A 12,528-nucleotide genomic window follows, 5' to 3' on the forward strand; every position below is an offset into this window, starting at 1 on the left:
AATGAGGCTCGCAGTCGTGGGTGGCGGATCCACCTACACACCTGAACTGATCGATGGCTTCGCCCGGTTGAGGGGCACCCTCCCCATCGGCGAGCTCGTGCTCGTCGACCCGGCGGCCGAGCGGCTGGAGCTGGTCGGCGGCCTGGCCCGGCGGATCCTCGCCAGGCAGGGACATCCCGCGGTCGTCACGACCACCGGAGACCTGGACGCGGGCGTGGCCGGCGCCGACGCCGTCCTGCTGCAGCTGCGGGTCGGCGGGCAGGCCGCGCGCGAGCAGGACGAGACCTGGCCCCTGGAGTGCGGCTGCATCGGCCAGGAAACCACCGGTGCCGGCGGCCTCGCCAAGGCGCTGCGCACGGTGCCGGTGGTGCTGGACATCGCCGAACGGGTGCGGCGCGCCAACCCGGACGCCTGGATCATCGACTTCACCAATCCCGTGGGCATCGTGACGCGGGCACTGCTCCAGGCCGGTCACAAGGCCGTCGGGCTGTGCAACGTGGCGATCGGCCTCCAGCGGAAGTTCGCCGGGCTGCTCGGTGTGACACCGGGCGATGTGCATCTGGAACATGTGGGTCTCAACCACCTCACCTGGGAGACCGGTGTGCGCCTCGGGGGCCCCGAGGGGGAGAACGTCCTGCCGAAGCTGCTCGCCGAACACGGCGACACCATCGCCGGCGACCTCCGCCTGCCCCGCCAGATCCTCGACCGGCTCGGCGTCGTCCCCTCGTACTACCTGCGCTACTTCTACGCGCACGACGCGGTCGTACAGGAGCTGCGGACCAAGCCGTCGCGGGCCGCCGAGGTCGCCGCGATGGAGAAGCAGCTTCTGGAGATGTACGGGGACCCGGGGCTCGACGAGAAGCCCGCGCTGCTGGCCAAGCGGGGCGGCGCCTACTACTCGGAGGCGGCGGTCGATCTGGCCGCTTCGCTGCTCGGCGGGGGCGGCAGCCCGTACCAGGTGGTCAACACGTACAACAACGGCACGCTGCCGTTCCTCCCCGACGACGCCGTGATCGAGGTGCAGGCCGCCGTCGGCGCGCAGGGCGCCACGCCGCTGCCGGTGCCCGAACTCGACCCCCTGTACAGCGGGTTGATCGCGAACGTCACCGCGTACGAGGAGCTGGCCCTGGAGGCGGCGCTGCGCGGCGGACGCGACCGGGTCTTCAAGGCGCTGCTGTCCCACCCACTGATCGGCCAGTACGAGTACGCCGAGGCGCTCACGGACCAGCTGGTCGCGCACAACCGGGAGCACCTCGCGTGGGCGTGACCGCCGGGCCCCGGATCCTCGCCATCGACGCGGGCAACAGCAAGACCGACGTGGCCTTCGTCGGGGCGGACGGGTCGGTGCTCGCCTCCGCCCGCGGCGGCGGCTTCCAGCCGCCGTACGTCGGCGTCGAGGCGGCGTTCGACGCGCTGGCCTCGACGGTCGGCGAGGCGCTGGAGCAGGCCAGGGCCCGGGGTGAGGCCTTCGACGGCGTCGAGCATGTGTCGGCCTGCCTCGCCAACGCCGACCTCCCGGTCGAGGAGGAACAGCTCACGGCCGCGCTGCGGGCGCGTGGCTGGGGCCGCACGGCGGAGGTGCGCAACGACACCTTCGCGATCCTGCGCGCGGGCGTCGACGAACCCCGGGGCGTGGCCGTGGTGTGCGGCGCGGGCATCAACTGCGTGGGCATGCTGCCCGACGGCCGTACCGCACGCTTCCCGGCGATCGGCAAGATCTCCGGGGACTGGGGCGGCGGGGCCGGACTCGCGGAGGAGGCGCTGTGGTTCGCGGCGCGGGCCGAGGACGGGCGTGGCGAGCCGACGGAGCTGGCGCGGGCTCTTCCGGCGCACTTCGGTCTCGAGTCGATGTACGCGCTCATCGAGGCGCTCCATCTGGGCCGCATCCCCGCCGGGCGCAAGCACGAGCTGACCCCGGTGCTGTTCGCGACCGGCGCGGCTGGCGACCCGGTGGCCGCGGCGATCGTCGACCGGCTCGCGGACGAGGTCGTCGCCATGTCCACGGTCGCGCTGGCCCGGCTCGGGCTCCTCGACGAGGAGGCGCCCGTCGTGCTGGGCGGCAGCGTGCTGGCCGCGCGGCATCCGCGGCTGGGCGGGCGCATCGCCGAACTCCTTTCGGCCCGCGCGCCGAAGGCGACGCTGTCCGTTGTCACGTCCCCACCGGTCCTCGGCGCGGCCCTCCTGGGCCTGGACCACATCGGCGCCCCGGCGAAGGCCAGGGAACGGGTGCGGGCGCACTACGCGTAGGGGGGTGGGCGGGGCGCCTGCGGCGGGCTGGAGCCGCACATCGACACAGCCCCACCCCGCCCCTTCCCGAACCGGGGCTCTGCCCCAGACCCCGTTCGGGGGCTCCGCCCCCCCCGGGACCCCGCGTCTCAATCGCCGGCGGGGCTCCCTCTGAGCCCGTCCTGCGCTTGAGGACGGACACGCAGGCCCACCGCATGTACCGATCAGGTCCCGGGGGTTCGGCGGAATCGGCGCAGAGTTCATGCGCCCGGAACGGGAACCGATCAGGCGCGGGCGGCGTATTCATGGTGGGGGCTCGGGGCAGGGGGCACATTGGCAGCATTGACGCAACAGGCGAGATAGCTCAAGATCCAGTCAATCCTGGGTGTGGATGTCCGCCCCTGCGGCCATACTGCTGGCCGGGCAGCCGTCCCCCGACCCCGCGGGGTGCGGGACGCCGTCAGTGACCGAGGGGGAGGTCAGGGTGACTTACACACCGAGCGCGGGACCGCCCGCGCCACCGGTGCCGCCGGGCGCGCCCGTCCCGGCGCAGCCGGGGTACGAGAGCTCGCGGCCGTCGGGGGACCAGTCCGCGCCGCCTCCGGGGACGCTCGCACGCCGCAGCGCCTGGGCCGAGACGACGGCGCAGTTGCACGCCGCGGCGACGACGGAGCCGGGCAGGCTGCGGATCATCGGGGCCGTGCTCGCCGCTCTCGTCGTGGCGTTCGGCGCCGTCACCGCCTTCGAGATCGCCGACCGGGCGTCCGCCGCCGACGCCGTGGTCAGCCGCAGCCAGCCGCTGAGCGCCGACGCCGCGAGCATCTACCGCTCGCTGGCCGACGCCGACACGGCCGCGGCGAGCGGTTTCCTGGCCGGCGCGCAGGAGCCCGCCGAGGTCCGCGAGCGCTATCACAAGGACATCGCCAACGCGTCGCGGCTGCTCGTCAAGGCAGCGGCGAACACGGACGGTTCGACCGAGTCGGGTCGCTTCATCGCCGCGCTCAACGAGCAGCTCCCCCGCTACACGGGCCTGATCGAGCGGGCCCGGGCCAACAACCGCCAGGGCCTCCCCCTCGGCGGCGCGTATCTGCGGTACGCGAACCAGCAGATGACGACCGAGCTGCTCCCCGCCGCCCAGAAGCTGTACGAGGCGGAGACCGCCCGCCTCGACGACGACCACGGCGACGCCAGGCTGTGGCCGTTCCTGTCACTGGCCATCGGCGTGGCCGCGCTGGGCGTTCTGGTCTGGGCGCAGCGCCGCAACTACCTGCGGACGAACCGGGTGTTCAACCACGGGCTGCTCGCGGCCACCGCCGCGTCGACGGTGGTGCTGCTGTGGCTGGCCGTCGGACACACGGTGGCCAGGACCGAGCTGAACGACGCGCGGGCCCACGGCCAGGAGTCGCTGAACGTCCTCAACGACGCCCGGATCAACAGCCTGAAGGCCCGGGCCAACGAGAACCTGACGCTGGTCGCGCGGGGCGCCGTGCTCACGGCCGACGGCAAAAGCGACAAGTACGAGACGGACTACACGTCGGGAATGGACCGGCTCGGTGCCTCCCTCGGCCGCGCCGAGGGCCTGGCCGACGACGGCGAGGGCCGCACCCCGGTCGCCGCCGCCGTCTCCGCGGTCTCCGAGTGGCGGGCCCGCCACAAGTCGGCCAGCGACACCGACAAGGCCGGTGACTACGAGGGCGCCCTGGCGAAGGTGATCGGCGACAAGGAGTCCACGGGCCAGTCGTTCGACCGCGTGGACAGGGCGCTGGAGCAGGCCCTCGCGCATGAGCAGGCCGAGTTCACCAAGTCCGCCGAGGACGGCCGCGGTGCCCTGACGGGTCTGCCGGTCGGAGCGGCGGTGCTGGCCGTGCTCGGCGCGGTGGGCGCGGTCCTGGGCATCGGCCGCAGGCTTTCGGAGTACCGGTGAGAGGGGGAGAGATGAGGGACGGAGTGTCCGGCGAGATGCCCGACGTGACGCCCGCCGTCGCCGCGCACGACGCGCGCGGGGCGAGGGTCCCGTCGCGCGAGCGGACCCGGTCCGCCGGGGCGGCGCGGCTGGTTCGCAGGCTCCGCGGCTGGGGCGGCGTCGCCGGGATGGCGGTCGCCTGTGCGCTGACCGCGTCCCTGACTCTGCTGCCGCTCTCGCACGGCGGCCCGCCCGCCACGTCGCCCGATGTGTCGGGCGCGGGCTCGGCCGTCGCGGTGCCCGCGAAGGCGGACGACTGCACGGAACCGGAGCGGTCGCTGACCCCGTCCACCGCGGACGGGCCGGCGATCGCCGCGATCAAGCAGCGCGGCAAGCTGATCGTCGGCGTCGACCAGAACAGCTACCGGTGGGGCTACCGCACGGCGGACGGCAAGCTGGAGGGCTTCGACATCGATCTCGCCCGGGCCGTCGCCGAGGACATTCTCGGCAGTCCCGACGACATCATCTTCCGTGCCATTCCCACCAACCAGCGCATCGCCGCGCTGAACAGCGGCACGGTCGACCTCGTCGTGCGGACGATGACCATCAACTGCGCCCGGATCAAGCAGGTCGCGTTCTCCACCGCGTACTTCCAGACCGGGCAGCAGGTGCTCGCCCCCCGGGAGTCCCCCATCACGGGCTACGACAAGTCCCTGGCCGGCCGCAGGGTCTGCTCGGCCGAGGGCTCAACGGCCTACGAGGCGCTGGAGAAGGAGTCGTTCGGCGCGGTCTTCAAGGACGAGGACGACGGCGGACCGGGTGACAAGGACCGGCTCACGGTCTCGAACCAGCTGGACTGCCTGGTCCGGCTGCAGCTCGGCGAGGTCGACGCGGTCGTGACGGACGCCGCCCTCGCGGCCGGCCAGGCGGCGCAGGACCCGGCCGTCGAACTGAAAGGCGGCAAGCCTTTCACCACCGAGTACTACGGCGTGGCGGCCAAACTGGGCAAGGAGGACCTCGTCCGCCGGGTCAACAAGGTGCTCGACGACTACCGCAAGGGCCCCTGGATGACGGCGTACACGAAATGGCTGAAGGCGGACCTCCCCGGTATATCCGGCCCGCCGGCGCCGAAGTACCGGAACAATTGAGACCGGACCGATTGAGACCGGATCGACCGAGACCGGCCGGACCACTCGGACCGGCCGGGACGATGCGCGGCAGTGGATCCGACAGCATGAGCGGAGAGGTGATCGATGGGCGTCGCGGGACCCCCCGGGCCGGTAATGGACCGGGACGAGGTGGACCGTGCGCTGGCGCGGCTCGGGGAGGAGCACGAGGCCATAGAGACCTCGCTCCTCGCCCTGCAGGACCACGCGGGCCGCAGGCTCCTGGAGGGCGCCGAGCTGACGGGTGTCACCAAGGACCGCTGGGCCTCCACCGAGCAGGCGATCACGCTGCTGTGGAGCTACTTCGACGCGTACACCGCGGCGCTCACCGCCGCGCGTGACCTGCGGGCGCGGCGCCGCTGGCCGAACCGGGACGACCTGGTCGAGCTGACCGACCGGCTGCGCGGCCCGAGTCTCACGATCGCGAGCTCCGCCGCGCACCCGTCCCCCTCGATCACCGGACCGGCCAAGCTCTCCGAGCGGTTCACGCTGGAGGCCCTGGTGGGCCGGATGAACCAGCTGTACGCGCGCTCGCTGGACATGGTCGTGGCCGCCGACGCGGTCTGGTCGGCACTACCCGCCCGGATAGATCTGCTCGCCGCCGAGCTGCAGCGCACCCGCTCCCTCGCGCACTCGGTGGGCGTGCGGCCGGGTGAGCATCCGGCCGGCGACGATCTGGAGTCCATCACGCACGAACTGGCCGCGCTGCGCGGGCAGGTGGTGTCGGATCCGCTGGCGTTCTGGGCGCCCGCGCCGGCGAGTTCGGCGCCGGGCGGCGGCCGCCCCGACACCGACCGCTACGACCGGGCGGCCCGCGCCCTGGAGGACGTACGGCGTGAGATCGAGGCGGTTCTCGCGGTGCGGCAGGACTCGGAGGAGCGGCTGATCCGGCTGCGGGACGTGCTCTCGCGCGCGGACCGCACCCTCGCGGAGGCGCGGGCCGCCCGCGGCGAGGTGCTGGCGAAGATCGCCGCGTCCGAGGTCCCCGCGGTCAGCGGCCCCCCGACGGCACTGCAGGAACGGCTGGCCACGGCCGCGGAGTACCGCCGGCACGCCCAGTGGCACCGGCTCTCACCTCTGCTGGAGTCGCTGGAGCGGGACGCCGAGGACGAACTCCTGCGCGCCCGAGAGTCGTTGACGGCGGTGACGGCCCCACTCGCGGTCCGCGCGGAGCTGCGCGGCCGCCTCGACGCGTACAAGGCGAAGGTCGCCCGCCACGGTATGGCGGAGGACCCGCTGCTGATCGAGCGCTACGACGCGGCGCGCCGCATGCTGTGGAGCGCGCCCTGCGATCTGCGCGCCGCCGAGCATGCGGTGCTGCGCTATCAGCGGGCGGCGGCGGATGTCCTGGTGCCGCGGCAGACGGGACCCAGGGACCGTACTGGCCAACAGGGGGAATCGTGAGTGCCATGAACAAGTGCGTGCGCCCCGGCTGCGAGGGGTCGTACGAGGACGTCGGCGGCGGCGAGCTGTACTGCGACACCTGCGGGCTCGCGCCCGACACCGCGCAGGCCCCCGGGGCCGGCGCGGGCGGCGGTGCGAGCGGCGCCCTGCCCGCATGCCAGCGGCCCGGGTGCGAGGGGTCGTACGAGGACGTCGGCGGGGGCGAGCTGTACTGCGACACCTGCGGCCTCGCCCCGGTCGTCTCGGTGACCGGCTCGCTGTCGTCACCGCCCACCGGGATCACCGGCGGTGGCGCCAACGGCGGCAACAGCGGCTCGGCCAGGAGTGGTTCGCGGTCGTCCGCCCGGTCGTCGTCCCGGTCCTCGCGGTCGTCGCGCTCCTCGACGTCCCGGCGGTCGGTCTCGGGGCGGCTGTCGCGTTCGCTGTCCGGCCGCAGCACCGGCCGGTCGGTGTCGGTCCGCAGCTCCGGTTCCACCGCCGCGGCGTCCGGGCGCAACCGGCTGGGCGCGGGCCTGGTCACGGTGCCGGATGTGCCGCGCCCCGACCCTCGCTCCGCGGTGATGGAGAATCCCGAGGTCCCCGAGCGGAAGCGGTACTGCAGCCGCAGTGACTGCGGCGCGCCGGTCGGGCGTGCGCGCGGCGACCGCCCCGGCCGCACGGAGGGCTTCTGCACCAAGTGCGGCCACCCGTACTCGTTCGTGCCGAAGCTGCGCGCGGGCGACATCGTGCACGGGCAGTACGAGGTGATCGGCTGCCTCGCGCACGGCGGTCTCGGCTGGATCTATCTCGCCATCGACCGGGCCGTCTCGGACCGCTGGGTCGTCCTCAAGGGCCTGCTGGACACGGGCGATCAGGACGCCATGGCCGCGGCGATCTCGGAGCGCCGCTTCCTCGCGGAGATCGAGCACTCCAACATCGTCCGTATCTACAACTTCGTCGAGCACCTCGACCAGCGGACGGGCTCCCTCGACGGCTACATCGTCATGGAGTACGTCGGCGGCAAGTCCCTCAAGGAGATCGCGAACGAGCGCCGGGCCCCCGACGGGAAGCGCGACCCGCTGCCGGTCGAGCAGGCCTGCGCGTACGGGATCGAGGCCCTGGAGGCGCTCGGCCATCTGCACAGCCGCAACCTGCTGTACTGCGACTTCAAGGTCGACAACGCCATCCAGACCGAGGACCAGCTCAAGCTCATCGACATGGGCGCGGTGCGGAGGATGGACGACGACGAGTCGGCGATCTACGGCACCGTGGGGTACCAGGCCCCCGAGGTCGCGGAGGTGGGCCCGTCGGTCGCCTCCGACCTGTACACGGTCGCACGCACGCTGGCGGTGCTGACGTTCGACTTCCAGGGCTATACGAACGTGTTCGTGGACTCCCTCCCCGACCCGGACAACATCGAGGTGTTCCGGACCTACGAGTCCTTCTACCGGCTGCTCGTGCGGGCGACCGACCCGGATCCGGCGCGCCGGTTCGCCTCCGCGCAGGAGATGGCGGACCAGCTGACGGGCGTTCTGCGGGAGGTCGTCGCGCTGCAGACGGGGCGGCCCCGGCCGTCGCTGTCGACGCTGTTCGGCACGGAACTGCGCGTGACGGACACGGAGTTGTTCGCCGAGCTGGACGGCGAGGTGTCGGTGCTGGGGGCGCGGACCACCCCCGCCAGCAAGGTCGGCTTCCGCCGCGGTCGTGGCGCGGGGCCGGGCGCTTCCGGCGCACCCTCGGGCGGCGGCACCGCTGGTCGGGGCCTGGCCACCACCTTCGGCGGCGGAGCCGCCGGGCAACTGGCAGGCGGAGCCGGGAGTGCCGGGGCCGGAGGCGCCGGGTATCAGGCCGCGCCCGCGGGCCCGCTGTCCGCCGCAGCCCTGGGCGCCGGAGGCGTCGGAATCGTGCCCGGCGGAGCCGGGAGTGCCGGAGCCGGGAACGGCGGGGCCGGAGGTCCCGGAGTGCACGCGTTCGCGTACGCGCCGACGCAGGCCGCGCTGCCCTCGCCCCGTATCGAGATGCCGGCATCGCACATCGCCGCCGCGGCGCAGCCGCACCTCGCCGCGCTCGATGCGCGGGCGACCGCGCTGGCGCTCCCGGTGCCGCGGGTCGACCCGAACGATCCGAACGCGGGGTTCCTCGCGGGCCTGATGGCCTCCGCCCCCGCGGAGCTGATCGCCGCGCTGCACGCCGCGCCCGCGAGCTCCGTGGAGCTGCGGCTGCGGGAGCTGCGCGCCCGCCTCGAGATGGGCGACCTCGGCTCCGCGACGACGTCGCTGGCCGATCTGGAGGCCCGGCATCCCGACGACTGGCGGGTCGTCTGGTACCGCGGCATCGCGTCCCTCGCGACCGGTGACAACGAGACGGCCGCGCTGTCCTTCGACGCGATCTACGACGCCTTCCCGGGCGAGGCCGCGCCGAAGCTCGCGCTCGGCGTCTGCGCCGAGGTGCTGGGCCAGCTGGACAACGCGGCGGAGTACTACCGGCTGGTGTGGACGACGGACCCGGGCTATGTGAGCGCCGCGTTCGGCCTGGCCCGCGTGCAGCTCGCCGCGGGCGACCGCATCGGGGCCGTACGGACGCTGGAGTCCGTGCCCGAGGCGTCGATCCACTACACGGCCGCGCGGGTGGCCGCGGTCCGCGCGAGGCTGCGCAGGCGCGCCGCGCACGATCCGCTGATCGACGATCTGACCGCCGCCGCCGACCAGGTCACGGCACTCCACGGGTTCGGCCTGGACGCGGTGCGCCGCGAGAGGCTGTCCGCAGAGGTGCTGGGCACGGCGCTGGACTGGGTACTCTCCGGTAGTCCCGGGGCCCGGCCCGCCGCGACAGTCCTGCTCGGCAGCGAACTGGACGAGCGCGGACTGCGCTTCGGACTTGAACGCTCGTTCCGGGTGCTCGCCCGGCTCGCCCAGCACGGCGAGGAGCGCATCGAACTGGTGGAGCGGGCCAACCGTTTCCGCCCCCGGACGTGGGTGTGAGTGATGGACCGGATGCACCAGCTCTCCGCGTGCCCCAGTTGCGAGGAGCCTCTGGAGTCGACCGACCTGTTCTGCGGTGCCTGCGGGTACGACCTGTCGGCCGTACCGGAGCCACCGCAGGACCACCCCACGATCGCCATCGGCACTCCGGTGGAGCAGCCGGAGGCCGCCGGTAGGGACAGCTCGGGTGCCCCGGCGCGTCCGCAGCCGCCCGCTGAGCCGCCGAGCACGGGCGCGGGTGGCCGTCCGCTGCCCTCGACGGCAGTGCGTTTCGACGGCCCGGACGCCGCACCGCCCCCGGCCCCCGCCGGCCCGGCCGCGAACACCGCCTCCGCCTCGGGCGACTTCGAGCTCGCCGCCCCCGACCCCCGCGCCACCGCCGTCCCGGTCACGGCGCACGCGACACCTCCGGCCGGGACGAAGGTCTGCGTCGCCTGCCGCGCCGGCCATGTCGACTCCGACGGCTACTGCGAGAACTGCGGGCACGCCCAGCCCCGCGAGCGGGACCACATGGAGCAGGAGCTCGGCGCGGTGGCCGCGGTGAGCGACCGAGGCCTGCGCCACCACCGCAACGAGGACTCGTTCGCGGTCTCCTCGACGGCGCTGCCCGACGGTTCGCCCGCCGTCATCGCGATCGTCTGCGACGGCGTGTCGTCGGCCACCCGCCCGGACGACGCCTCGGCGGCCGCCGCCTGCGCGGCCAACGAGTCGCTGCTGGAGTCGCTGCCCCGCGGTACCCACCCGCAGCAGGCGATGCACGAGGCGATCGTCGCGGCGGCCGAGGCGGTCAACTCGCTGGCGGCCGAGCCCGCCGGTGCGATGGAGCACGATCCGCACCGCCATCAGAACGCACCGGCGTGCACGCTCGTGGGAGCCGTCGTCGCGGCCGGTCTGCTGGTCGTGGGCTGGGTCGGCGACAGCCGGGCGTACTGGGTGCCCGACGACCGCAGCGGCCCGCCGGCCCGTCTCACCGAGGACGACTCGTGGGCGGCCCAGATGGTCGCCACGGGCCTGATGAGCGAGGCCGAGGCGTACGCGGACGAGCGTGCCCACGCCATCACGGGCTGGCTCGGAGCGGACGCGTACGAACTGGAGCCGCACACCGCCGCCTTCAAGCCGGACCGCCCCGGTGTGGTCGTCGTCTGCACGGACGGCCTCTGGAACTACGCGGAGGCCGCGGAGGAGATGGCGCAGATCCTGCCGCCGGACGCTGCGGGCCGCCCACTGGGCGCGGCCCAGGTTCTGGTGGGTCATGCGCTGGACGGCGGCGGCCACGACAACGTAACAGTGGCCCTGCTCCCGTTCGCCGTCCCGGAGCAAGGGGCAGGATCGGCCTGAACAAGGCCCTCGTCCGCTTCGCCCGTCCGGCAACCCCTTTGTCATTTCTGTCTGTTACGTGGAGCTCAAGGAGCCAGATCAGATGGCGAACTTCTCGAAGTCGAACGTGCCGCAGTTCTCCGTCGAGGTGTACCAGAACGAGTTCCTGCCGGAGGGCGGTCGCGAGGTGAACGCGATCGTCACGGTCACCTCCACCGGAGGCGGCACGAGCGGCGGTGTCCCACTCACCGGGGCGGCCGCCTCGCCCTCGTCCGTACCGGGGCGGGGGCCGAACGCCGCCGTGGTGCTCATGGTCGACTGTTCGGGCTCGATGGACTACCCGCCGACGAAGATGCGCAACGCCCGCGACGCCACGGCCGCCGCCATCGACACCCTGCGCGACGGCACCGCCTTCGCCGTGGTCGCGGGTACGCATGTGGCCAGCGAGGTCTACCCGGGCGGTGGCGGCCTCGCGGTCGCCGATGCGACGACGCGCGCGCAGGCCAAGGAGGCCCTGCGCAAGCTGAGCGCGGGCGGCGGCACCGCGATCGGCACCTGGCTGCGCCTGGCCGACCGGCTGCTGCAGGCGGAGGACGTCACGATCCGCCACGGCATCCTGCTCACCGACGGCCGCAACGAGCACGAGTCGCCGCAGGACCTCAGGGCCGCCCTGGACGTCTGCGCGGGCCGCTTCACCTGTGACGCCCGCGGCGTGGGGACGGACTGGGAGGTCAAGGAGGTCACCGGCATCGCCTCGGCGCTCCTCGGCAGCGCCGACATCGTGGCCGACCCGTCCGGTCTCGCCGCGGACTTCACGCGGATGATGGAGAACGCGATGGGCAAGGAGGTCGCGGACGTGTCGCTGCGGCTGTGGACGCCCGTCGGCGTGGAAATCAAGTTCGTGAAGCAGGTGGCGCCGACGGTCGAGGAGCTGACCGCCCGGCGCACGGAGGCCGGTCCCCGTGCCGGGGACTACCCCACCGGCTCGTGGGGCGACGAGTCCCGTGACTATCACGTGTGTGTGCAGGTGCCGCAGGCGAACATCGGCCAGGAGATGCTCGCGGCCCGGGTGTCGCTGATCCTCCCCGATCCGGCGGGCGGCACCCCGCAGGCCCTCGCCCAGGGTCTGGTGCGGGCGGTGTGGACGGACGACATGGCGGCGTCGACGTCGATCAATCCGCAGGTCGCGCACTACACCGGGCAGGCCGAACTGGCACAGGTCATCCAGCAGGGGCTGGACGCCCGCAAGTCGGGGGACATCGACGGCGCGACGGCGAAACTGGGCCGTGCCGTACAGCTGGCGGCGGCCTCGGGGAACGAGGGGACTGCGAAACTGCTTGCGAAGGTGGTGGACGTCGTCGATGTGGCGACGGGTACTGTGCGACTGAAGGCGAAGGTTGCGGAGGCGGACGAGATGACCCTCGAAACGCGCTCCACGAAGACAGTTCGCGTCAAGAAGTAGACATGAAGCGCAACGCGTTGCAGCAGAACGCGAAGCAGTAGGACGTGTCCGGCCCTTGCGCGGGCCTGACGTAAGGAGAGGGGGAAGCAC

The 12,528-nt window shown here is 73.2% G+C and carries 9 protein-coding genes; 8 read left to right on the forward strand and 1 reads right to left on the reverse strand.

Features of this window, described 5'->3' with window-relative positions; translation table 11 throughout:
* The first annotated feature begins 1 nt into the window (after nt 1).
* Both ACWCXB_RS06730 and ACWCXB_RS06735 read left to right on the forward strand, forming a co-directional pair.
* A complete protein-coding gene (locus ACWCXB_RS06730) occupies nt 2–1,267 on the forward strand; it encodes a 6-phospho-beta-glucosidase (protein WP_450719725.1) in 1,266 nt (421 codons plus the stop codon).
* The gene (locus ACWCXB_RS06735) at nt 1,258–2,247 is read left to right on the forward strand and encodes an N-acetylglucosamine kinase (protein WP_450719727.1); all 990 of its coding nucleotides are present in this window, start codon (nt 1,258–1,260) and stop codon (nt 2,245–2,247) included. Before ACWCXB_RS06730 ends, ACWCXB_RS06735 begins: the two co-directional genes overlap by 10 nt.
* Before the next feature lie 468 nt (nt 2,248–2,715).
* Here ACWCXB_RS06735 and ACWCXB_RS06740 read toward each other — a convergent pair whose 3' ends face one another.
* Nucleotides 2,716–2,919 carry a hypothetical protein gene (locus tag ACWCXB_RS06740; protein ID WP_450720117.1) on the reverse strand — a complete coding sequence of 68 codons (204 nt, stop codon included), beginning with the start codon at nt 2,917–2,919 and terminating at the stop codon, nt 2,716–2,718.
* Between ACWCXB_RS06740 and ACWCXB_RS06745 the strand changes: the two genes are divergently transcribed.
* The 6 genes from ACWCXB_RS06745 (at nt 2,876) to ACWCXB_RS06770 (ending at nt 12,438) form a co-directional block, all read left to right on the forward strand.
* Nucleotides 2,876–4,150, forward strand: coding sequence for a hypothetical protein (locus ACWCXB_RS06745; protein WP_450720084.1), 1,275 nt, complete (start codon nt 2,876–2,878; stop codon nt 4,148–4,150). The genes ACWCXB_RS06740 and ACWCXB_RS06745 overlap by 44 nt on opposite strands.
* Nucleotides 4,151–4,161: 11 nt before the next feature.
* Nucleotides 4,162–5,277 (forward strand): glutamate ABC transporter substrate-binding protein, encoded by a 1,116-nt coding sequence (locus tag ACWCXB_RS06750; RefSeq protein ID WP_450719729.1) that lies wholly within the window; start codon nt 4,162–4,164, stop codon nt 5,275–5,277.
* A 105-nt stretch (nt 5,278–5,382) separates the two neighbouring features.
* Nucleotides 5,383–6,699, forward strand: a complete 1,317-nt coding sequence (locus ACWCXB_RS06755) for a hypothetical protein (protein ID WP_450719731.1) — start codon at nt 5,383–5,385, stop codon at nt 6,697–6,699.
* Nucleotides 6,700–6,704: 5 nt separating this feature from the next.
* Nucleotides 6,705–9,659, forward strand: coding sequence for a tetratricopeptide repeat protein (locus tag ACWCXB_RS06760; protein WP_450719733.1), 2,955 nt, complete (start codon nt 6,705–6,707; stop codon nt 9,657–9,659).
* A gap of 3 nt (nt 9,660–9,662) precedes the next feature.
* Nucleotides 9,663–10,997, forward strand: a complete 1,335-nt coding sequence (locus ACWCXB_RS06765; RefSeq protein ID WP_450719735.1) for a PP2C family serine/threonine-protein phosphatase — start codon at nt 9,663–9,665, stop codon at nt 10,995–10,997.
* Nucleotides 10,998–11,079: 82 nt separating this feature from the next.
* Nucleotides 11,080–12,438, forward strand: a complete 1,359-nt coding sequence (locus ACWCXB_RS06770; protein WP_450719737.1) for a VWA domain-containing protein — start codon at nt 11,080–11,082, stop codon at nt 12,436–12,438.
* Nucleotides 12,439–12,528 lie beyond the last annotated feature (90 nt).

It is taken from the genome of Streptomyces sp. NPDC001514 (assembly GCF_053597075.1).